This is a genomic window from Erythrobacter sp., assembly GCF_040217515.1.
GTDB lineage: Bacteria > Pseudomonadota > Alphaproteobacteria > Sphingomonadales > Sphingomonadaceae > Erythrobacter.
Genome location: NZ_JAVJPT010000007.1, coordinates 181,275 through 203,788, shown reverse-complemented (window position 1 = coordinate 203,788; position 22,514 = coordinate 181,275). Strand labels below are relative to the sequence as shown.

20 protein-coding genes are annotated in these 22,514 nt (G+C 65.2%); 11 read left to right on the top strand and 9 right to left on the bottom strand.

Going from position 1 to position 22,514, the window contains the following annotated elements; all coding sequences use genetic code 11:
* Window positions 1-7: 7 nt before the first annotated feature.
* Window positions 8-514 (bottom strand): DUF3598 domain-containing protein, encoded by a 507-nt coding sequence (locus tag RIB52_RS09395; RefSeq protein ID WP_350175165.1) that lies wholly within the window; start codon window positions 512-514, stop codon window positions 8-10.
* The gene (locus tag RIB52_RS09390; protein WP_350175164.1) at window positions 515-1,885 is read right to left on the bottom strand and encodes an alpha/beta fold hydrolase; all 1,371 of its coding nucleotides are present in this window, start codon (window positions 1,883-1,885) and stop codon (window positions 515-517) included.
* Between the two features lie 191 nt (window positions 1,886-2,076).
* Here RIB52_RS09390 and RIB52_RS09385 point away from each other — a divergent pair, with 191 nt between their 5' ends.
* The 9 genes from RIB52_RS09385 to RIB52_RS09345 are packed head-to-tail and all read left to right on the top strand — an operon-like array spanning window position 2,077 to window position 9,409.
* Window positions 2,077-2,760, top strand: a complete 684-nt coding sequence (locus RIB52_RS09385; RefSeq protein ID WP_350175163.1) for an isochorismatase family protein — start codon at window positions 2,077-2,079, stop codon at window positions 2,758-2,760.
* Window positions 2,760-3,641 (top strand): polysaccharide deacetylase family protein, encoded by an 882-nt coding sequence (locus RIB52_RS09380; RefSeq protein WP_350175162.1) that lies wholly within the window; start codon window positions 2,760-2,762, stop codon window positions 3,639-3,641. Before RIB52_RS09385 ends, RIB52_RS09380 begins: the two co-directional genes overlap by 1 nt.
* Window positions 3,638-4,552, top strand: coding sequence for a polysaccharide deacetylase family protein (locus RIB52_RS09375; RefSeq protein ID WP_350175161.1), 915 nt, complete (start codon window positions 3,638-3,640; stop codon window positions 4,550-4,552). The genes RIB52_RS09380 and RIB52_RS09375 overlap by 4 nt, the downstream gene beginning before the upstream one ends.
* Window positions 4,549-5,967 (top strand): aldehyde dehydrogenase family protein, encoded by a 1,419-nt coding sequence (locus RIB52_RS09370; protein ID WP_350175160.1) that lies wholly within the window; start codon window positions 4,549-4,551, stop codon window positions 5,965-5,967. The genes RIB52_RS09375 and RIB52_RS09370 overlap by 4 nt, the downstream gene beginning before the upstream one ends.
* Window positions 5,967-6,428 carry a hypothetical protein gene (locus tag RIB52_RS09365; RefSeq protein WP_350175159.1) on the top strand — a complete coding sequence of 154 codons (462 nt, stop codon included), beginning with the start codon at window positions 5,967-5,969 and terminating at the stop codon, window positions 6,426-6,428. Before RIB52_RS09370 ends, RIB52_RS09365 begins: the two co-directional genes overlap by 1 nt.
* Complete coding sequence (locus RIB52_RS09360; protein WP_350175158.1) at window positions 6,425-6,940, top strand: DUF1330 domain-containing protein; 516 nt, start codon at window positions 6,425-6,427, stop codon at window positions 6,938-6,940. The genes RIB52_RS09365 and RIB52_RS09360 overlap by 4 nt, the downstream gene beginning before the upstream one ends.
* Complete coding sequence (locus RIB52_RS09355; protein ID WP_350175157.1) at window positions 6,937-8,121, top strand: class I SAM-dependent methyltransferase; 1,185 nt, start codon at window positions 6,937-6,939, stop codon at window positions 8,119-8,121. Before RIB52_RS09360 ends, RIB52_RS09355 begins: the two co-directional genes overlap by 4 nt.
* Complete coding sequence (locus RIB52_RS09350) at window positions 8,121-8,369, top strand: hypothetical protein (protein ID WP_350175156.1); 249 nt, start codon at window positions 8,121-8,123, stop codon at window positions 8,367-8,369. Before RIB52_RS09355 ends, RIB52_RS09350 begins: the two co-directional genes overlap by 1 nt.
* Before the next feature lie 2 nt (window positions 8,370-8,371).
* Window positions 8,372-9,409: a zinc-dependent alcohol dehydrogenase family protein gene (locus tag RIB52_RS09345; RefSeq protein ID WP_350175155.1), complete on the top strand. Its 1,038-nt coding sequence runs from the start codon at window positions 8,372-8,374 to the stop codon at window positions 9,407-9,409.
* On the opposite strand, the gene RIB52_RS09340 is transcribed toward RIB52_RS09345, so the two are convergent.
* From RIB52_RS09340 to RIB52_RS09310, 7 genes are all read right to left on the bottom strand, one after another.
* A complete protein-coding gene (locus RIB52_RS09340) occupies window positions 9,410-10,135 on the bottom strand; it encodes a DUF3108 domain-containing protein (protein ID WP_350175154.1) in 726 nt (241 codons plus the stop codon).
* Window positions 10,135-11,193 carry a nitrilase-related carbon-nitrogen hydrolase gene (locus RIB52_RS09335; RefSeq protein ID WP_350175153.1) on the bottom strand — a complete coding sequence of 353 codons (1,059 nt, stop codon included), beginning with the start codon at window positions 11,191-11,193 and terminating at the stop codon, window positions 10,135-10,137. Before RIB52_RS09335 ends, RIB52_RS09340 begins: the two co-directional genes overlap by 1 nt.
* A gap of 96 nt (window positions 11,194-11,289) precedes the next feature.
* Complete coding sequence (locus RIB52_RS09330) at window positions 11,290-12,852, bottom strand: FAD-binding oxidoreductase (RefSeq protein WP_350175152.1); 1,563 nt, start codon at window positions 12,850-12,852, stop codon at window positions 11,290-11,292.
* Window positions 12,852-14,150, bottom strand: a complete 1,299-nt coding sequence (locus RIB52_RS09325; RefSeq protein WP_350175151.1) for an MFS transporter — start codon at window positions 14,148-14,150, stop codon at window positions 12,852-12,854. The genes RIB52_RS09330 and RIB52_RS09325 overlap by 1 nt, the downstream gene beginning before the upstream one ends.
* Entirely contained in the window at window positions 14,151-15,347 is a 1,197-nt protein-coding gene (locus RIB52_RS09320) for a serine hydrolase domain-containing protein (protein WP_350175150.1), read from the bottom strand.
* The gene (locus tag RIB52_RS09315) at window positions 15,337-16,392 is read right to left on the bottom strand and encodes a VOC family protein (protein WP_350175149.1); all 1,056 of its coding nucleotides are present in this window, start codon (window positions 16,390-16,392) and stop codon (window positions 15,337-15,339) included. Before RIB52_RS09315 ends, RIB52_RS09320 begins: the two co-directional genes overlap by 11 nt.
* Window positions 16,392-18,956: a TonB-dependent receptor gene (locus tag RIB52_RS09310; protein WP_350175148.1), complete on the bottom strand. Its 2,565-nt coding sequence runs from the start codon at window positions 18,954-18,956 to the stop codon at window positions 16,392-16,394. Before RIB52_RS09310 ends, RIB52_RS09315 begins: the two co-directional genes overlap by 1 nt.
* Before the next feature lie 202 nt (window positions 18,957-19,158).
* Here RIB52_RS09310 and RIB52_RS09305 point away from each other — a divergent pair, with 202 nt between their 5' ends.
* Together RIB52_RS09305 and RIB52_RS09300 are read left to right on the top strand one after the other, a co-directional pair.
* The gene (locus tag RIB52_RS09305; protein ID WP_350175147.1) at window positions 19,159-19,836 is read left to right on the top strand and encodes a hypothetical protein; all 678 of its coding nucleotides are present in this window, start codon (window positions 19,159-19,161) and stop codon (window positions 19,834-19,836) included.
* Between the two features lie 134 nt (window positions 19,837-19,970).
* A complete protein-coding gene (locus RIB52_RS09300; protein WP_350175146.1) occupies window positions 19,971-22,484 on the top strand; it encodes a TonB-dependent receptor in 2,514 nt (837 codons plus the stop codon).
* The last annotated feature ends 30 nt before the right edge of the window (window positions 22,485-22,514 follow it).

Below are 22,514 nucleotides of genomic sequence, written 5' to 3'. Positions count from 1 at the left end.
GTCCTCGTCAGGCGCCGTGTTGGGCCTTCATTTCCTCGTCGATTGCCTTCCAGTCCTTGGTGACAAAATGCTCCTGGATCGCGGTGCGCGTTTCCAACTTGCCGTCGCGGATCCAGTGCCAGGTGCGGCAGCGGTCCTTGCCGTCGTCGGAGATCTGGATCTGCTCGTAGAGGTAGAGCGAGGGGTCGCCCGTGCGCTGCCAGTAGAGCATGATCGTGCGGTTCTTGTCGTCGAGCCCGACTTCGGCCGCCCAACCCTGGATCAGCTCGTTATCCCACCAGATGCGCCCGTCGCGATAGGTCGCGGGGAAATCGCGGATTTCGGTCTTTCCGTCGGGCCAGGTGTAGTAATTCGTCTGGTGATAGGGGATCTCGTCGTCGCCGGTCATCCGGCACAGCAGGCGGCTGGCGTGTTCGTCTACTTTCACGTTGTCGGCGTTGAAATAGGTGTAGGTTCCGTCCCAAACGCCTTCGTGGCGGGCGAGCAGCGGCATTTCCTTGGCCATGTCGATCATTCACGTCTCTCCTTGGATTGCGGTCAGGGTATCATGCCAGCGGCGCGCCGCAGAGCCCGCCCGGATGCGGGCTAGGGCGCGGGCGTGGACAGCGGGCGTGGCGATGGTTTCGGGGCGAAGCGGGACGGCGTGCGCGGCGTTCGCCTCGTACCACGGGCTGAAGAAGGCCTCGGCGCGGGCGACCTGCCATGCGCGCTGGAGGTAGAGGCCGAAACGGTCCGGGGCCATGTCGGGATAGAGCCCTTCGGGTTCGCCCTGCGGGAGGCCGGGCAGTTTCATTTCGGCGAGGTCGAGGTGCGCCATGACATCCCGCAGTGCCCCCCGCATATCCTCGAAATCGTCCGACTGGCCGTGGCCGGGGAGGTCGATCGCAAGCTCGCCTTCGCCGGGTTCTTCAAGTTCGCGCGCCGGGGCGGGGAGCGCGAGATGCTGCGCGCCGCGCGTCCCCTTCCAGTGGACGAGGCCGCCATCGAGTGCGAGCCAGCCCTCGTTTGCGTCCTCGGGCAGGTCGTTGCAGGGTGCATCGCCGCCATGTTCCTTCAGAAAGGCGAGGCTCGCGTCCTGATGCTCCTTCGGCGTTGTCACCTTCTTCGCGCTCCAGCTTGCGGGCATTTCGCCCAGCCGGTCGATATGCGCCTGCAGCGGATCGCCGTCATAGGCGCTGATGAGGCAGGGCGGCACGTCCGCATCGGCCGCCGGAATGTCGCGCGGCGCGCGCAGGACCGCGCCATAGCCCGCGCGGTAATGCTCGCCCGCGTCGAGCATCTCCGAGACCGTTCGGGCGACCTGTTCCACATCGGCATGGGCGATGGACATGCGCGCTTCCTCGCGGGTGTCGAACCACGGGAAGACCCAGCTCTGCTCGAGGATGCGGTTCCAGATCCAGGCAAGGTGTTCGCCATAGGGCTGGGGCACGAATTCCGGCAGGTAGGACTCGCCGAAAATGCGCATCTCCTCGGCCGTCCAGATCGCGTAGCCGCCGACCGCGAGGCAGCGGAAGGCTTGCGGTCGCCGCTTGATCGCGGTGACGAGGATGATCCCGCCGGAATGGAATCCGTAAGCGGCGCAAGGGGCGATGCCGAGCGCGTCGGCGAATTCGAGGATCGCATCGGCGAAATCGTCGATCCCCGGTTCGCCGGGAAGGGGATCGGATTGCCCGAAGCCGGGCGTGTCGGGGGCGATGCAGGTGAAATGCGCGCCCCATTCGCGCATGAGCTCGACATATTCGGCAGAGGAGCGCGGGCTCTGGTGGACCATCAGGAGCGCCGGGCCCTGTCCGCAGCGGCGATAATGGACCTTGCGCGCGCGCTTTCCATCCTGCTCGGGGAGGGTGAGGACATGACGGGTGATCGCGTGCTGCTGGCTCGGCAAGACTGATCCCTTTCACCGGTCCGGTGCGCAAGTTGTCCGGACAAATTTCACTCGACATGGCCTTACGCGGCTTTATTGTGCGCTGTCAAAGCGGAAAGATCGCCAGTCGGACAAGCGCAGGGCATGCCTCGTTCGCGTGTCGGACACGCGCCTATCGCGCCGCCAAAGCACTGGCTGCAAAGGGGAGCTTCATGACGGATCTCGTGGGCACGAAAATGGTCGAGGACGGCCGCACCGCGCGGGCGATCTTCGAGGAGGTGATGGCCAATCCGGCGCGCAAGAAATTCGGCTTCGGCGAAAAGCTCGCGATCGTGAATGTCGACGTCCAGCAGGCCTATACCCGCACGGATTTGTTCAAGACTGCCTACGAGACGGACCCGCGCCAGATCGAATACATCAATCGCATCTCCGCCCTCGCGCGCGAAAAGAGGATGCCGGTGATCTGGAGCCGGGTCGCCTACAAGGCGGACGCGGGCGATGCCGGCGTGTGGGGCACGCGCACCGACACCGAGGACAGCTTGCAGAACATCAAATACGATTCCGAGCGCCACGAATTCGACCCGCGCTGCGAGATCGACGCGGACGACCTGCAATATACGAAACGGATGCCGAGCGCCTTTTTCGAAACGCCGCTGGCAAGCTATCTCGTCTGGCACAAGGTCGACACGGTGGTGGTGACGGGCGGCTCGACCAGCGGCTGCGTGCGGGCGACGGCGGTGGATGCGCTTTCCCACGGATACCGCACGATCGTGCCGATCGAGACCTGCGCCGACAAGCACGAGAGCTATCATTTCGCCAACCTTACCGATCTCCAGCTCAAATATGCCGATGTCGAGCCGGTGCAGGCGGTGATCGACTGGCTGGAGGCGCGCTGATGCAGGAAGGCGCTGCCGATCCCGGGCTTTACGACTACCACCCCTACAAGGGCCGCCCCAAAATCGAATGGCCGGGCGGCAAACCTGTCGCCGTCTGGGTCGCGCCCAATCTCGAATATTACGAGATCGACCCGCCGATCCATCCCAAGCGCAATCCCTGGCCGCATCCCGCGCCCAGCGTCGTGGGCTATTCCCACCGCGACCATTCCAACCGCGTGAGCCACTGGCGCATGGCCGAGGTGATGACCCGCCACGGCTTTCCCGGCTCGGTCAGCCTTTCGGTCGCGCTGTGCCAGCATCATCCGGAGGTCGTCGCCGACGCGGCCGAGCGCGGGTGGGAGTTCTTCAGCCACGGCATCTACAACACTCGCTATTCCTACGACATGACCGAGGCGCAGGAGCGCGCGATCATCGAGGATTCGATTGCGACGGTCGAACAGGCTACCGGCCAGCGCATCCGCGGCTGGCTCGCGCCCGCCCTCACGCACACGCCGCGCACGCTCGACCTGCTCGCCGAATATGGCTTCGACTATACTTGCGACCTTTATCACGACGACCAGGTGCAGGAGGTGAAGGTTGCGCGAGGCCGCTTGGCCTCGATCCCCTACAGCCTCGAGGTGAACGACCATTACGGCTTCTTCGTCTACAACATGAGCGGGCGAGAATATGCCGAGACGCTTGTGAAGCAGTACGAACGGCTGGCCGATGAAGGCGCTGCGTCGGGCGCGGTGATGTGCATTCCATTGCACGCCTACCTCATCGGCCAGCCCCACCGCATCGGCCCGTTCGAGGAGGCGCTGGAGCACATCGCCAAGGACGGCCGCGCATGGCTCGCGACCGCAGGCGAGATCGTCGATGCGTGGAGGGAGCAGGTCGCATGAGCACTTTGCCCGGCAGCTACACGCAATATCCGAAGCGCCGCGAGGGTTACGACCACGACCTTTACGAATGGTCGAACCTGCACGCCCGCCGGCCCGTCGCATGGCCGAAAGGCTCGGTCGCATTGTGGCTGTGCGTCAGCCTCGAATGGTTTCCGATTGTCCCCGACGGCCCCTTCAAGGCACCCGGCCACATGGTCACGCCCTATCCCGATTACCGCCACTACACCGCGCGCGACTATGGCAACCGCGTCGGCGCGTGGCGGATGCTCGAGGCGTTCGAGACAGCGGGCGTCAAGGCCAGCTTCGCCGCCAATGCCGCGATTGCCGAGCGTTACCCCGAACTGATCGCAGCGGTGCAGGCCGGCGGGCACGAGATCATTGCCCATTCGACCGACATGAACGGGACCATCGACGCTTCGCTGGGCGAGGAGGCCGAGCGCGCGCTGGTTTCCGATGCGATGGCGCGGCTGGAAAAGGCTACGGGCGCGCGGTCCAAGGGCTGGCTTTCCATCGCGCGCCAACAGAGTTTTCACACGCTCGACATCCTGAAGGATGAAGGCCTCGCCTATTGCTGCGACTGGGTGAACGACGAAATGCCCTATCGCTTTTCCAATGGCCTGATCGACCTGCCGCTCAACCACGAACTTTCCGACCGCCAGATCGTGACGGTCCAGCAGAAGAGCGCCGACAGTTGGGGCGAGAGCCTGCGCGACGCCTTCGACTGGCTCGCCCGCGAGGCGAAGGAGACGGGCGGCGGGCGGATGCTGCCTGTCCACCTCACGCCTTACATCATCGGCCTGCCCTATCGCATCCACGCGCTGGAGGCCCTGCTCGCCGACCTCGCGGGGCGCGAAGAGGCATGGTTCGCGCGCGGGGAGGACATCGTCGCTTCCTGGGAGAGCCAGCAATGAAGGCCCGCAACCCGCGCACCGGCGAGGAGGACTACGACTTTCTCGAAAGCTCGCGCGAGGAAATCGCCGTCACCGCCGCGCGGCTGCGCGAGATGCAGGGGCGCTGGGAGGATATCGGCCCGGCGGGGCGCGCGGTCGTCCTCACCCGCTTCGCCGATGCGATCGACGCGCACGCCGCCGAAATCGCCGGGGCGCTCGCGGTCGATACCGGGCGCGGCACTGTCTCGATGATCGAGGTGCAGGGCTGTGCCGGGAACATCCGCCGCTGGGCGCAGCGCGGGCCGGAGCTGTTCGACCGGCTCGACGTCGAGGCGCATCCGTCCGCTGTGCCGGGTGTCGAGATCGTCACCAATTATTCCGCCTTCCCGCTGTTCGGCGCGATTGCCCCGTGGAACTTCCCGGTGATCCTCAGCCACATCGACGCGGTCCCGGCGCTGATGGCGGGCTGCGCTGCTATGGTGAAGCCGTCCGAGGTCACCCCGCGCTTCGTCGAGCCGATGCGCGCCGTGCTGGCCGAGGTTCCCGAACTCCCGCTCGCCTATGTCATGGGCGGGCCGGAGGTCGGGCAGGCCTTGATCGAGGAGGTGGACTATGTCTGCTTCACCGGCTCGACCGCGACCGGGCGCAAGGTCGCCGAGGCGGCGGCGCGCGCGCTGATCCCGGCCAATCTCGAACTGGGCGGCAAGGACCCGATGATTATCACCGCCGGGGCCGACCCCGACTGGGCCGCGGGCGTGGCGCTGCGTTCGAGCGTGGTCGCGACCGGACAGGCTTGCCAGTCGATCGAGCGGATCTACGTGGCGCGCGAAATCGCCGAGCCTTTCCTCAAGGCGCTGGTTGCCGCCGCCGAGCGGGTCGAATTGACATATCCCGATCCGCAAAAGGGCCATCTCGGCCCGTTCATCTTCCCCGCGCAGGCCGAAAAAGTGCAGGCCCATATCGACGACGCTCGCAATCACGGCGCGCGGGTGCTGACCGGCGGCGAGGTCGAGGTGCTGGGCGGCGGGAAGTATCTCCGCCCGACCGTGCTCGCCGATGTGACCCCGCAGATGGCAGTGATGCGCGAGGAGACCTTCGGACCCGTCATACCGGTCGGGGTCTATGACGATATCGAGGACGCGATTCGAGAGGCGAACGACACCGAATACGGCCTGTCCGCCGCAGTGCTGGCGGCCGCGCTTGACGAGGCGACGGCGATTGGCGTGCGGCTCGATGCGGGGGCCATCTCGCTTCAGGACGGGGCGATGACGAGCTTCGTCGGTGATGCCACCAACCAGTCGCGCGGCTGCTCGGGCCTCGGCCCCAGCCGCATGGGTGACACCGGAATGCTCCGCTTCCTGCGCGAGCAGGCGCTCATCCGCCAGATGGGCGATCCGATGCCCATCGATGCCTATGCCGAGCGGGGAGGCTCCTGATGGGCAACCGCGCCGAGCTCGAAGCGGCGATGCCCGCCATGTTCCTCCACGAAGGGTGGTGGGACGGGTGGTATCGCCACTACGACGCGGACGGCGCGCTGATCGACGCGCACCGGGTGAAGACGCATTGCGAATTCCCCGATGCGGGCGAGTGGCACTACATCCAGCACAACTGGCTAAGCTGGGAGGACGGCCGCCAAGCGACCTTCGAATTCGGCGGCCGGCTGGAGGGCGAGCGGCTGCATTGGGCGACCGACCGCTTTTCGGGCTACGGCTGGCAGACGGCCGAGGACACGCTGATGCTCAAGCTCGACCGCATCGACGTGCCGGGTGCGTATTATGTCGAGATGATTAACATCGCCCCTGATGGGCAGAGCCGCGCGCGCACGTGGCAGTGGTTCAGGGACGGCAAGCCGTGGAAACGCACCCTGTGCGACGAGGAAAGGATCCCCGCCCCATGATCGCCGCCGCTTTCGTTCTCATCCTGCAATCGGCCGGCGTCGAGGCCGGAGCCGCCCCGCCCCCGCCGCAATCGACCTGCGACGCACCGGTCTACATGGTGGTCGAGGGGCGTACGCTCGACCGCGACCGGATGCTGGCCTATGGCAGGGCGATCGCCGAGAGCAGGCTCTACGAAAAGCTCGGCGGCTATTATGTCACCGTCCCGCGCCCCATCGAAGTGTTCGAAGGCGAGGTGCCGCCGGACTACGTCAATCTGACCGTGCGCTTTCCCTGCATCGCAAACGCGCGCGCCTTCTGGAACAGCCGCGCCTATCGCGAAGAGATTCTCCCGATCCGGCAGGACCCTCCGGCTGGCGATTACACCGTCACCATTTATGCCGAGGCACCGCTGCGGCAGGATATGCTAGGGAAGGTCGGCGAGAACCGATTCACCGCCGATTTTGCGGGCGCGAGGATCGAGCAGGTGGACGAGCCCGTGGTGGGCCCCGAAGCAGAAGGAGGCACGCAATGACCGTAGAACTCCAGCATCCGATGAAGGCGCGATCAACGCCCGACGAAATCGCGCGCGGGCGTTTCGTGTCGGGGATGCGCAGCCTCATACTGAACGACCTCGCCGCCGACATGGGTGCGGCCTATGAAAAGCGCGCCGCCCCCGCCTTCCGCAAGGCGCACGGGCGCGATCCCGAAACCAGCCGCGAGGCGCACGAAGCGCTGCGCGGCGATCCGGCCTTCAACATCTATTCGGCGATGCGCGTGCAGGCGCAGAAGATGGTCTGGGCGAGCGTCGCCGACAGCGTCGAGCGCGAGGCCGAAAGGCTCGCCGAGGAAGCGCGCAGGGCCGAGGGTCCGGGCTCGCTCACGCTCGACCCCGCGCTGGAGGTGCCGAAGAACGTCCACGCGATCGACGTCCACCTGATGCCGGGCAGCTATGTGCGGGGCGAGGACAGCCTCGAAGCGGGCGCGGTCTATGACCGGGGGCTCGCGGTGTTCTCGATGGGGCTGATGGGGGCGAATCTCGACGATATCGGCCTGTCGATGAGCCGCTATATCCGCCAGCGCTTTCCCGATTTCGCGCCGTCGCGCATCCTCGATACGGGCTGCACCGTGGGCCACAACACGCTGCCGTGGAAACTGGCATACCCCGAGGCCGAGGTCGTCGCGATCGACGCCGCGCCCGGCCCGCTTCGCTACGCCTCGGCGCGGGCGAAGATGCAAGGGTGCGAAGTGCACTTCGAGCAGATGTGCGCCGATGATCTCGCGTTCGAAGACGAAAGTTTCGACGTCGTGTGGTCGTCGATGTTCCTCCACGAATTGTCGAAGAAGGCCCGCGCGAAGTGCTTCGAGGAGGCGTATCGCGTGCTCAAACCCGGCGGGCTGATGGTCCACATGGAACTGCCGCCGAATGAGCAGATGGGCCCGTTCGAGGGGTTTTACCTCGACTGGGACAGCTATTACAACAACGAGCCCTACTACAAGGGCTACCGCGACGAGGTGCCTGGCGAGCTGTGCGCCCGCGCAGGCTTTGCCGAAGAGGATTTCTTCGAATTCGTCGTGCCCTCCATCGGCATCTATGGCCAGCAAGCGGTGATCGACGCTGCTAAAGGCGACCGCGCCGAAGGCGTCGGCCAGCAGACCACCGGCCGGCTTGCCGATGGGGTCATGTGGTACGGATTCGGAGCCTGGAAAAAGTGATGAGCGAGCAATTGCGTCCCGAGGATGCCCCACCCAGCCTCTATGACGAAGGTGGCAATCCGCGCTTCTTCGCCGATCCCGCGATGGACCGCTTCGTCGCGGTGGTGATGAACCTCGCGCAGGAGGTCTGGGTGCAGGAGGAACGCCTGCTCGCACTGGAAGAGGCAAAGTCGGGCGAAGCCGTGGATCGTGACGCCAAGGCGAAGGAATTCATCGAGCGCGTCTTTGCGCCCATCAGGGAAGCGTGAGGATGAAGGCCTGGGAGATCGGTCCGCGAGGCGGGGTGGACAGCCTGCGCATGGTGGAGCGCGACGCGCCGCAGCCGGGGCCGGGCGAGGTGCGGGTGCGCGTGACGGGCGCGGGGCTCAATTACCGCGACCTGATGATCCTGCGCGGGCACTACGGCTCAGATCTCCCCGAAACGCGCATCCCGTTGACCGACGGGGTCGGCGTGGTCGAGGCGCTGGGCGACGGGGTCGAGGGTCTCGCCGTGGGCGACCGGGTCGTGGCGGCGAATTTCGTCGACTGGGACCCTGACGGTCCGTTTGGATTTCACATTTTCGGGCGCGATATCGGCGTGACGATCGACGGCTGGCTGGCCGAGAAAATCGTCCTGCCTGCGAAGGCGACGATCAAGCTCCCCGAGGCCCTGTCCGACCGAACGGCCGCGACGCTCGCCGTGGTCGCAGGCACGGTGTGGCACGCGATGATCGCCTTCGGGAACGATGGCAGCGCCGACCTGTCGGGCAAACTCGTGCTCACGCAGGGCACAGGCGGCGTCGCGGTCTATGCGCTGCAACTGGCGAAGGCGCTGGGGGCTAAGGTCGCGATCACCTCGTCGAGCGACGACAAGCTCGCCCGCGCGCGCGAAATGGGCGCGGACTACACCGTCAATTACCGCGAGCGGTCCGATTGGGGCACGGCGCTGACCGAGGCGACCGGCGGGCGCGGGGCGGATATCGTGGTCGATACGCTGGGCTTTGGCGAATTCGCCCAGACGCTGGAAGCCACTGGGGTCGAGGGGCGCATCGGGACGCTTGGCGCGCTGTCGGGCTCGCCGCAGGACACGGCCGATTTCGCGCAAGGGCCGGTGCTGGGCAAGAACATCACGATCAAGGGCATCACCAGCGGCCATCGCGGGATGTTCGAGGCCGCGCTTGCCGCAATGGCCGAGCACGGGGTCGAAACGCTGGTCGATGCCGACTTCGCCTTCGCCGACGCGCCGGACGCCTATCGCCACCTCGAAGCGCGCGCGCACATGGGCAAGGTCATGGTGCGGGTCGCTTAATTAGCGCTCCAGCTCGACTAGTTCGTAGCGGTTCATCATGTAGCCGTCGATCGAGCCGTATACGAGCACGTTGTCTGCGTCCGCCGTCACCCACATGTCGTAATCGGGATGAGTCTTGCCGCCCATGCCTTCGGGCGCGTCGTCGATGAAGCGGAAATGGCGGCAGGCAAAGGTCCCGGCGGCGACGGTCTTTTCCTCCTCGCCGACATATTCGAGGGTGATGAACACCTCGGAGATCTGCGGCGGGGTCGCCCCGCGGTGGTCGGGCGAGGGGAGGAAGACGCGAAGCTTGCGCTTGTGGGGCCCCTTGGCGACATCCATGATCTTGGTCAGGAAACCATCGCCCACGACCGGGTGCGTGCCGAAGCCGTCGAAGTCGCCCACATCCTCGCGCAATTCGGAATTGCGCCCGATGCTCGGCCCATAGCTTTCGCAGGAAATCGTGCCGGCCCCTGCATCGTGCCGCATCCAGCCCGAGCCGAGGAATTCGTCGCCCAGCGTCAGGTGCACCAGCAGGTTATACGGCACCATGTCCGGGCCGATGTGATAGGTGATGTTGCGCAGCACCGTCGGATCCGGCTCCTCGATCTCGCACTGGGCGCTCATGATGATCGAGCCGTCGGAATGGTGCGAGAAATTGAACCATTCGCGCCCACGCTCGCGCCCGGCCCATTCGGGCTTGGTCGAGGTGTAGCCGATCTTCCCGCGAACATTCCTGTGTTTCATCAAATCACTCCTGCCTTCATCAGCCGCTCGATCACCTCTTCCTGCGCCCTTGCAAAATAGTCTCGCTCCGGGATCGCCGCCTTGCCGCCTGCCATCATCCCGTCCGGTCCCTGGAAGGGCTCGGCGGCGGCTTCATAGGCGGCGGCGAAGAGCGCAGGACGCTGGCGGGCGAGGGTATTGGTCATCGCGGGCGTGCGGCGCGCTTCGCGCAAGGCCGCGAGGTCGATGGGGGCGAAGGCGGTGAAAGTCTCCCCGTCGCCCGATTGCGCCACCACGCGGCCCTTCCAGTCGACCACCTGGCTGTTCCCTTCCGCGCTCGACAGCGGCATGGCCGTGCCGGAGATACCCGCCGTGTTGGCGCTGACGACAAATGCGAGGTTCTCGAAGGCGCGCGCCTGCTTGGCGATGTCCTTGTTGGTCGCAAGCGGGGAGCCGATTTCGCTGGAGGAATGGCACAGCACCTCGGCCCCGCGCAAAGCAAGCGCGCGGGCGATTTCGGGATAGAGGATTTCTTCGCTGGCGATTGCGGCGAGGTTGCCGATCTCGGTTCGCGCGACAGGGAAGACGCCTTCCAATCCATAGGTATCGAGATAGGCCTCCCACACATCATGCGGGCTGGGCGCGAACATGGAAAGCAGCCGACGATACCGCAGCACCACTTCGCCAGAGGGCGCGACGATGAAGCAGGTCTGGAAGTAGAAATCGGGAAAGGCCTCGTCGGTTTCGTAAGCGTTGCCCGCGAGGAAGACCCCAAGACGCTGCGCCACCCCGCCCAGCGCCTCGTATTCCGGGCCATCGGCGGCAAACCCGACCTTGGCGGCGAAATCGGGGATCGAAATGCGCACCGGATAGGAGGTGAAGAGATATTCGGGCAGCACGACGAGCTTGACCGGCTTTCCGGCATAGCCCGCGACGAAGATCGCGCTGGTCCTTATCTGTCCCTCGATCTCGGCGATGTGATCGAGAATCGCCGCGCGCGCATCGTCCGGGCCGAGCCGTTCGAGCGAGCGCGCGGTCAATTGCATCGCCATGGCCGAATAGGTGCCGGTCTGTGTCACGTTCTGTCCTTCTGCTGCCCCGAGCGGCAAGGCCGCCGCCACGCCTGCGCACAATCCTGCGGCCAACGCGCGCCTGCGGTCGAGATCGAGAGCCATCTATAGCCCGAGCGAGCCGGGATTCATCAGGCCATTGGGGTCGACCTGCTGCTTGAGCGCCTCGAGGATCGCCCAGCCCTCGGGCGAATGGCTTTCCTTGAGCGGATAGGTCCGCGCGACCTGCAGGTGGATCGCGCCCATTTCGCGGAAGATCGCGATCACCTCGGCTTTCAGGCGATCGACCAGCGCGTTGGCCTCCGGGTTGTCGGGGGCCGCGACAAGCTTCGCCATGTGGTCGGCTTCGACTGCGTGGTGGTGGAGCGGATTGTGCCGGCCTGGCCAGAAAAAGACCGGCTCGATCAGGCAGGAGGTGCGGCCCGTGGCGGCGATCAGCGCGCCGGTCTCGACTTTCAGGCGCTCCATCTCGCCCGCATTTTCGGCCCAGAGCGCCTCGAGCCTCTCCCACGCGGCGACGAGTTTCGAATGCGGCAAAAAGCCGTGGACCGGAACCCAGCGCTCGCCTTCGGGGCCGAGCATGGAATTGGGCGGCGGGAAGGGATTGGCGCGCAGGATCTTGGGTATCGAATTCTCGACCGGCTTGCCGCCCTGTTCGCGCACGATTTCGCCGATGCGCTTCATGTCGGCATCGACCGCCGATTGGTGGCGGCCCTCGGCGATGCAATGGAGGCTGAAAGGCACGCCCTCGAGGAAGGAGCGCCCCGCGAGCGCGACCTTGGCCCCTTCCTTGAGCGCCTTGAACATGCCGCCCGACTTCGCTTGGGATTTCAGCATGTTGCCCAATTGCTTCGCATCCTTGGCAAGCGAATCGCGTTTCATTCGTTGCGCCTGTAGGAAAGGATCGAAGGCGAAGCTTTCCGAAGCGAGCTCGGCCCGTGCAATTTCGCTCATCGCGCGCAAAAGCCCGGCGTGATTGTAAAAGCTGAACGAACCATAGGCGAAGGCCTCCGCCTCGCGCACCAGCCGCAAGGTCACCCTCGCCTTCACTCCGAAGGCCCCGCAATCGGCGGCGAAAAGGCTGGTGAGGTCGGGGCCGTAGGGGCGGAAGAAATCGGAAGCCGTCGACAGCACCGTCCCGTCCGCCAGCACCACGTCGAAACGGATCGCGCTGTCCACGGCGGTGCCCCGCGCCGCGCCCCAGAAGACACCGTTCTGGCTCATGCCCCCGCCGATGCTCGCCCGGATGCCGGACAGCGTGCCCCAGGCCATGACGCGAAGGCCTTTCGGCGCGAGCGCGCGGTGGAGTGCATCCCAGCTTATCCCTGCCTCTACCGTCACGGTCATGTCGGTCTCGTTCACCTCGATCACCCGGTCGAGCGCGGCGGTATCGACGAGCAGGAACGGCCCGCCGGAATAGAGATAGCCGCCTGTATAGCTCATGCCCCCGCCGCGCGGGACGATGGCTATCCCCGCCCCGGTCGCCGCGCCGATCCCGGCGGCGAGCTGTTCGACGCTGGCGGGGCGGAACACGGCAAGCGGCTCGGCGCCTTTCGAGAGCACGTCATGGCTGTAGAGCGCGAGGCTCTCCGCATCCGTCAGCAGCGGCGTATCGCCGACCGCCTTGCGAACCGGGGCGAGGGGATTGTCCGATGCGAGCGTTGCCATCAGGCGGGCTCCATTCTGGCCTCGGGAGGTGCCTCGAGCGTTTCGGGAAAGCTTTGCGGATAGCGCCCCAAGAGCAACAGAAGCGCCCCGCCTGCGATGAACGCGAAAATCGAGAGCTCGAGTATCGGATTGTAGCTGCCTGTGCGGTCATAGACCTGTGCGTAGATGACCGGCGAAGCCGCGCTGAACAGGCCGAAAGGCATGTAAAGCATACCATATATCTTGCCGTAATTGGCCATCCCGAAATAGCGGCCGGTGAGGTAGGCGATGAGATCGCTTTCCGCACCAGCAGCGAAACCGAGCAGGAATCCCGCCATTGCAGCCGCCGGGAAGGAGAGGCTGTCGCCAAGCAGCAGCCAGGCGGAAATCGCGGGCAGGCACAAAAGCGGGAAGGCGACGAAGCCCTGCCAGAACCGGTCGAGCAGCGCGCCCGTCGCCAGCCGTCCGACGAAGATGCCGATACCGAGAATGCCCATGACGGTTGCGGCGGTCTGCGCCTCCACGCCGCGCAGGCGCAGCATGGTCGGCATGTTGATGAACGCCCCGCCGAACGCTCCGGCAATCAGCGCGATCGACAACCAGATCAGCCAGAAGCGGTAATTGCCGAGCGCCGATCCCAGCGTAACGCCGGTCAGCTTGCCGGTCGCGCTTTCGATCGCCCTGGGTCGTTCTTCGGGGCGCGGCTCGCGGAACAGGAAAAACGCGACGACGAGCGCGACAGCGGGGAACAGCGCCACCGCCGCGAACATCGAGCGCCAGCCGTAATTCTCGATCACGAAGACCGCGAATTTCGGCACGACCATTGCCGCGATGCTGGTCCCCATCAGCAGGATGCCGAGCGCGAGCCCGCGATGCTTGAAGAACCACAGATTGATCGCGCGGCTCCACGTCACCGGGGTCGAACCGATCCCGACAAGGCCGACCACGACCCAGAAGCCGTAATAGATATAAAGCGTTTCGGGCTCGTTCGCGGTTGGAGTGAGGGAGATCGCGGCGAAGGCGAGGCCGAAGGCGGCAAGCGACCAAAGCGCGACGGGGCGCACGCCGAAACGGTCCGCCATCCAGCCGAAGAGCGGTGCGAGCAGGGCCGCGATCACGCCGAACAGAGTGATCGGGACGAGAACTTCGGTCTGGCTCCAACCGAATTCGGCCTTGAGCGGTTCGGCGGTAAAACCGATCACGTTATAGGGAATGGGCGATGCGCCGCACATGACACCGATCACGCCGGCGAGCAGGACCCTCCAGCCCTTCGAGAATTCGCCGCTCCCAGCGGTGTCGGGGGTGGGGCTGGCGCTCACTCAGTTCTCTCCCATGGCATTCGCGCCCCGCCATATCACATTGGGCAGCACAGCGTCGTCCCAGCTTTGCGGCCATGCGCGCGCTGCTCGCACAATGACCAGCCCCTTGTCGGGCAGGGCATAGACGCGCTGGCCGCCATGGCCGTGGAGGAGGACAACCCGCTCGGCCGCGAAAGGTTCGCTCTGCCACGGCACGAGCGGGACGCGCGGCGGACGCTCGCCGCCGATCGTCTGGTCGCCGACCCAGAGCTGGTAGCCATAGCCGCCATAGGCCGGCGAGGGTTCGAGCATCTCTTCGATCCAGCTTTCGGGCACGACCTGTCGCCCGGCGTAACGCCCGCCGGATACGAACAGCTGGCCGATCCGCAGCCAATCGACCGGGCGCGAGAGGATGCAGCAGCTGGTGATGACCATTCCCCCGTCGCGGTCCAGAGGCATGGCAGCGTGATGCAGGCCCAGCGGCTTCCACAATCGCTCGGATAGCAGCGTCTCGTAATCCGCCCCGCTCGCCCGCTCGAGCACGATGCCCAGGAGCTGGTTGACATGGTTGTTGTAGTCGAAGGCCTCCCCCGGTGCGCCGACCGGCTCGAGAGAGAGCGGCAGGCGCGTGTAGTCGCCGCCGAGGCTGTGCCGCACAACGGGGTTTTTCGGTGTTACGCGGTAGCCGTAGCCGTCGTCGCCCTGTTCGAGGCCGGAGGCCATGTGCAGCATCGCGCGAAGCGGGATCGCGCCGCGCGCCTCGCCCTGCCATTCGGTGATGTAGCGGCTGACCGGATCGGAGACCGAGCCCACTTCGCCGCGCTCGATCGCGATACCAATGAGCAGCGCAAGCACCGTTTTAGACATGCTCTGCGGGTTGAAGCGCGTGTCGCGGCCCGTGCCCTGCCAGTAGCGCTCGAACACCAGTTGGCCATCGCGCGCGACCAGCAGCGCGGTCGAATTCTGCGCCTCGGCCCAGCTCGCCGCCGCGGCAAGGGCCGTGGGGGCGATGCCTGCCTTGGCCGGCGTCGTGGTAGCGACCGGAATGGGTGCGCCCTCGACTTCGGCCACCGGATCGTACCAGTCGACGGGGATCGTGAGCGGTTCGTAACCGCCCGCAAGCAAGCTTTCCCAGCGCCTGTCGAAGAGCGGGTCGTCCTGCGCCGCGAGAGGGGCGGCCAGAACGGCAAGGGCAAGGAGGGCAAGGCTAGGGCGCATCGTAGAACTCGGTCAGGTTTCCGTCCGGGTCGCGAAAGGCGGCGATGGCGGTTTTGGCAAGTTCCGGACCGATGCCGGGAATCGTCACCGCGTCGCTCTCATAATCGGGCGCCAGCCCGCGTCCGGCAAGCGCCTCGAGATAGGCCTCCAGGTCTTCTACCGGATAGCGCAGCGAGACGATGCCGAGATTGGGGGGCGAGGCGTGCCGCGAAAGGTCGCGCCCGACGAACCCTTCGAATTCCATCACTTCCACGCGGCCCGTCTCGCCCGGCAGGACCGGCTGCAGCGCGGCGGCGCGCCGCACGAGGGACGTGGCTAGATTGGCGGGGACGGAGAAATTGTTCGAGCGAGGTTCGGGATCGGTGAAAGGCGCATCGAACAGCACGCCGAAGCCGAGCAGGTCGCGGTAGTAGGCAACGCTTATCGGTTGGTCCCTAACCATGCGCATCGCGTTGAAACCGCGGCTCAAGCGGCCGACCGGAAACCCGTCGAAAGGCGGGGCTTTTCTCTCGTAAAGGGCATAGCCTACGCCGTGGGGGCCGCGGATCACCACGTTGACGAGGTCGGAGCCGCCGAAAGTGAACGCGTAGGGCTGGCTCTCCGCCCACCACCCGCGCGCGATCGCGGCATCGAAGGCGGCGCGTGCGTCTTCGGTGCGCAGCATGATCGAGAAAATGCCGCCCGTGTCCCATGGCCGCGCGGCGAGGCGGATCGGGCGCTGCTTTTCCACACCGTCAAAGCGGACATAGCGGATGCAGCCTTCGTCCGCTTGCGGTGCGCAGATTCTGAGGAATGCGCCGGTAACGCTGCTCGGCAGCTTCCAGTACGCGATTTCGCTAGCATCGAGCATGCCGCTCGCCACTTTGCGCCAGCCGCCGTGATCGACCAGCCAGGCTGCGCTTTCTTCGAGATCGGTGACGCTGACGACCGCTTCGGTCCATGGTCCCACGCCGTCATCGGACGCAAGCTGGGCGGAGAGCGGCGGGAAAGGGAGAAAGGTGGCGGCGACGGCCAGAACCGCCGCCGCCGCCGCTTTTGGAACCATCAGAAATCGTACCTGGCCCTGACCATCCAGGTGCGCGGTGGGTTGAGATAGGCGTAGTTCGCAAGGCTGCTTTCGACCGCTTCCTCGTCGAAGCAGTTGCGGCATTCCGCCGTCAGAGCCCACCCGCTCACATTGCGGAGGGTGAGCGTGCCGTTGACGATCCAGCGCTGCTCGCTGAACGAACCGGTGACCGGATCGATCGGATCGCCGAGGCCGAGGGTATTGGTCGGATAGACCGTGCCCGAATTGCCCGTCACCGGTTGGTCGAAGAAGGTCACTTCGCTCGTGCCGACCTCACTGTCGCTGCGCCAGTTGGCGTTGATGGCCGGGGTCAGCGTAAAGTCGGTCCCGAGCCCGATATCGTAGCTGCCGCCGATCGAAACCGTCCAGTCCGGGGTACGAACCGGGGTCGAGATCGACCCGTCGGGGGAGACGATGCCGACCCCGCAGGCACCCGCCTCGTCCGGCCCGCCGCCGACATTGGGCAGCAGACCCGCCGCCAGCTGGGCGAGGCAATCCTGCTGCTGGGCCGCGACGGACTGGACGCCGAATTCATCGAGCGGCGGCGCGTTGGGATCGATGTCGTACTCGTCGTCCTGGTAGCCGATCGCGGCGAAGAGGTTGAGCCCCTCGACCGGGACCGTCGTGATCTCGACCTCGACGCCCTTGTTCTGGTAGTCGGCGAAATTCCGGGTGATGAAGGTAAGCGACCCGTCGGGCGCGACGAAGGCGGACGGGGTCTGCAGGTCCTGCACGTCAAGCCAGAACCCGGTCACGTTGAAGCGCAGCAGGTTATCGAACAATTCGGTCTTCGCGCCGACTTCGTAGCTCCACGCGGTTTCGGGGCCGAACGGGAAGAGCAGGTTCGGCGTGGTGCCACGCGCATTCCAGCCGCCCGACTTGAAGCCGCGCGTGGCGCTCGCGAAAAGGAGGATCTCGTCGCTCGGCGCGTAATTGATGGCAAAGCGCGGCGTCCACAGATCGACCGATTGCTCGGTCGGGATCGGCGCGCCGTTGCCCGCGACTAGGTTGGCGTTCTCGATGCAGGGCGAGGGGCCGAACTGGTTGGCGGCCGTGCACAGGTTCGATGCCCCCACCCGCGCCCGGTTGTCGCGGATCGAGAAGGTCTTGGTCTCGTCGGTGTAGCGGATACCCGCCGTCAGGGTGAGCTGGTCGGTGAGGTTGAGGTCCGCCTGGAGGTAGCCCGCCCAGGCTTCGGCTGTGTTCTCCAGGGTGCGGTCCGCCAGCAGAAGCGGAAACCCCTCCGGCGGCGGCGCGATGGGCAGCGTGAAGATGTCGGCGAAATCGGTCGTGTTGTCCTCGTGGAAATAAAACACGCCGCCCACGACGTCGAGCAGGCCGTCGGCGATCGAGCCGGTGAACTTCACTTCCTGCGTGAACTGGGTGTGGGACCCGTCGTTGACGATGCTGAAGCCGCCATAGGTCCAGCCCACCACCGGCGGGACGGGGTTGGCGGCGGTCGGCAAAGCGCGACCATCGGCGAAGTCGAGCGCGAATTGCTGCGAGAGATCGACGAAGCCGGTGATGAAATTGACCGTCCAGTCGGGCGAGAGCTCGACTTCGAGATTGGACGAGATGAAATCCATCGTCGCCTTGTTGCCGAGCCCCTGATTGGCCTTGTCCCCGGCGACCAGCGGGCCGAAGGCGGGGCTGATGAAATTGCCCCCCTGGGTGAGGCCGGTCGCGGTGAAGCGCCCGTCGCAATTGGCCGGATTGGTCGGGTCGCAATCGAAGTTGAGCAGGTTCACCGCTTCGGACACGGTGTGGATATACGACCCCGTCCAGCGCACGCTGTCCGACAATTCGCCGCGCATGCCGAGGCGCACGCCCCAACCGTCGCTTTCATTGGTGCGTTCGCCGGTGAGGTTGTTGATCGCCCAGCCGTCATCGTCCTGCCAGTAGCCCGAGACCTTCACGGCGAAGCTGTCCGACAGGGGAAGGTCGATCGACGCGCGGCCCAGCTTCATGTCGTAGGAGCCGTAGCCGATTTCGGCATAGCCGCCGATCTCGTCGCCCGGTTCGGACAGGAAGACGTTGATCGCGCCGCCGGTCGTGTTGCGTCCGAAAAGCGTGCCCTGCGGCCCGCGCAGCACTTCGATACGATCGACGTCGAACAGCGAAAGGTTGTTGGCGTTCTGGCGCGAGAGGTAGATGTCGTCGACATAGGTGCCGATCGGCGGGTCGAAGGTCGCGATGCTTTCCGAATTGCCGATCCCGCGCAGGTAATAGGAGTTCGCGGTCCCGATCCCGGTGTTGTTGAGACCGACCAGGTTCGGCACGAACTGCGCCACGTCGAGCGCCGTGAACGCGCCGCGGGTCTGCAATTCCTGCTGGTCGAAGGCCGAGATTGCGATCGGCACGTCCTGCACGCTTTCCTCGCGTCGCTGGGCGGTCACGATGATCGACGAGACACCGCGCTGGGGCTCCTCCTCGGCGACTTCCTGATCGGGGTCCTGCGCCTTGGCGATGGCGGGGAACGCGGCAAGGGCGAGACCCGAGGTCATGCCTAGCAGCGCGAGCTTCTTCGAAGTGAGAGAAGTCATGCGGATTTTCCTCCGTGGGCAATGGGTGATGCCGGCCTCGCGCCGATCTGTCGTTCCCAACCTGCGGGCGAAAGTTGTCCGGACAAACTCTTGCTTGTCAAGCGCGGAAGTGCAATTTGTCCGGACAAATTGTCCGAATCTGTCAACAGGCGTGCCGTTTGGGCAACACTTTTGCTCCGCCGGTTTTCCGCAAGGGGGTCCTATGTCCGAATATGCCTATCCGGTGCTGGTCTATGTTCACCTGCTGCTGTTCGTGCTTTGGCTCGGAGCGGATGTCGGGGTGTTCGTGCTCGGGCAGCATTTCCGCAAACGCGAAAAATGGTCGCTCGACCAGAGGATCGCGCTGCTTACATTGCTGGTCGAGATCGACATGGTTCCGCGCAGCGCTTGGGCGCTGATGGTGCCTCTCTCGCTGTCCGTCGTCGATACGGGCGGTTGGTGGGACGTGCCGACATGGCTGCTCGTTGCCGCTTGGGCGGTGGGACTTTTCTGGCTCGCCCTTGTGTGGGATTCGCATATGCACGACCAGACCCCGCGCGCGGCGCGCAACCGGAAGATCGAGGGGTGGTTGCGCTGGCTGATCGGCGGCTTCTACCTCTGGCTCGGTGGGCAGAGCCTGCTCATGGGCACGCCGCTCGCACCCGACTGGCTCGCATGGAAGGCGCTGATGTTCGGGCTCATCTTCGTCGCCGCGATCATGATCGACGTGACCTTCAAGCCGGTCGGCGCGCAGCTTGCCGCAGTTATGCAGCAAGGCTCGAGCGACGCGACCGAGATCCCGCTTAGGCGGACCATGGACCGAACCCGGATCTGGGTCTGGACGGTCTATCTCCTCCTGCTCGTGACCGCCTTTCTCGGCAATGTGAAACCGTTGCCCTGATTCCTCACCTGCGCCCCTTTTCGTAGGCTGTCGAAAAATTTGTCTGGACAAATTTTAGCCGTTTGGCAGTACTCGGGGCTGGGACGGAATGTTGCGCGTCGTTTGCCGCCGGCGCATCATAGGGGAGGGAAGCTATGAGAAAGCTTGTCGGTTCGGCTTTGCTGGCCGCGACCATGCTCACGCCGAGCGCGCTCGCTGCGCAAGATGTGGACGAAAGCGAAGAGGAAATGCAGGAAGCGGCGGGGGTCGGCCAGACCATCATCGTGACTGCACGCAAACGCGAGGAATCGCTTCAATCGGTTCCCACCAGCGTCGCGGTCGCCACATCCGAGACGATCCAGCGCCTGAACCTCAACAACCTCACCGACATCGCCAACACGACGCCGGGCCTGATCTTCGATGAAAGCTTCGGGCGCAACGGCAACCGCCCGGTGATCCGCGGCCAGGCCAATATCCTCGGCGAGAGCGGCGTCGCCTTTTTTATCGACGGAATCTACTACACCGGCAGCCTCGCCGATTACGACGTCGATACGATCGAGCGGATCGAAGTGGTCAAGGGTCCGCAAAGCGCGCTTTACGGACGCAACACCTATTCGGGCGCGATCAACATCATCTCCAAGATGCCGGGCGACACTTGGGAAGGCCGGGTCACCGCCGACATTGCCGAACATGACCGCTACGAGCTGACCGCTGGCATTCGCGGGCCGATCAGCGAGGGCCTGTCCTTCGGCGTCAACGGGCGGTTCTACGATTTCGGCGGCGAGTTCACCAACCAGTTCGACGGGACCAAGATCGGCCAGCAGTCATCGTGGTCGGCCTCCGGCGTGCTCGACTGGGACAATGGCGGCCCGTTCACGGCCACCTTGCGCGGTTATTACAACCGCACCGATGACGGCCAGCCCGCGATCTTCCACCAGAACGCGAACCAGAACAACTGCCTGTTCGACGACGGCTCGCTCTATGCCGGACGCGGACGCTATTTCTGCGGGGTGATCGAGCCTGGCGAGGCCAATTCGGATTACACCGTGCAGTTTCCCGATGCCGACATGGTCGGGATCGAGGCGGACACCTACAACGTCTCGCTGCGCATGGAATACGAACTGTCCGACGCGCTCACCCTCGTTTCGCTGACCGGTTTCAACGACCGCCGCGAGACCCAGCTTACCGACGGCGATTACAGCCCGGACAGCTTTCAGACCGCAGTTTTCGCGCGTTTTCCCGCGGGTGCCCCGATCGGCTTCGGCCCGGCAGGCCCGATCTTCCCGTTCGGTTTTGTCGGGTCGACCATCGACTTCTCCTTCGCCAACCTGCGCGAGACGCAGGACTGGTCGCAGGAACTGAAGCTGCTCTATGAAAGCGATAGCTTCGACATCATCGTCGGTGGCTACTATTTCGACCAGGGCGACGACAATTTCTCGATCCGCGATGTTCCCGCCAATGCCGGGGCGCTGGCCGGGGCAAGCCTAGGAGCGCGGCTGGCAGAGGAGCAGGCGCGCTGCGCGGCGAACCCGATCTGCGGGACGACCTTCCCGCTATTCGGTCCCTCGACCCCGAACGATCGCAGCGAGAGCCTCCTCGATATCGAGAACATCGCGGTTTATGGCGCGGTGAGCTGGCACATTACCGATACACTCAATCTCGGGATCGAGGGGCGCTATGCCGAGGAATCGATCGACCAGACCGTCTTCAATTTCGCCGAAGGCGATGCGCGGCCGGCGCCGGTCACTGCCGATGCGACGTTCAAGGCTTTCACTCCACGCGTGACTCTCGACTGGCAGTTCACGCCCGACAACATGCTCTATGCGATCTATGCCGAGGGCCAGAAACCGGGCGGGTTCAACGGGGCGCTGGCGATCACCGCCAACGCGCTCGACCCCAATCTCGACATCGAGACCTTCGCCGAAGAGGAGAACATGTCGCTCGAGGTCGGCTTGAAGAACAGCCTGTTCGACGGCGCGGTGATCTTCAACCTCGCGGCCTATTACACCGAGATCGACGGCTACCAGCTGACCCAGAACGTGTCGGTCCCGCCCAACCAGATCAGCGTCGTCACCAATGCCGGCGAGGCGGAGATCTGGGGGATCGAAGCGGAGCTGGTCGGCGAGTTGTCGCGCGGGCTCACGCTGACGGCGAACTACGCGCTCGCCGACACTGAATTCACCAGCGGGGTCGACGAGAATCAGGGCGTGCTAAACGACGTCGCCGATGACGGGCTCGTAAATTGCTCGACAGGGGACCAGTTCCCCGCCATCGACGGGTGTCAGAGCCTGTTCGGCTCGATCGCCGGCCAGTCGATCCCGCGTGCACCGCGCCACCGGGCATTCGCCGATCTCGACTATCGCTCCTCGACCGAAATCGGCGGCGGCACGTGGGATTTCTTCGCCGGCGGCAACATTACCTACACCTCTTCGAGCTTCGCGCAGGTCCACAATCTTGCCCGGACCGGCGATGCGACCGAAGTCGATGTGCGGATGGGGCTGGAAAACGATAATTACCGGATCATGCTCTATGCGAACAACCTGCTGGACGAGGACGCGATCCAGCAGATCATCCGCTATGCCGACGCCAACAACGACCTGCGCCGCAGCTTCATCGGGGGGCTTCGGCCCGGGCGGCGGGTCGGGATCGTGCTGTCGGCGAATTTCTGAAAGGCCCGCGATCCCGGAAACGGCCACGGA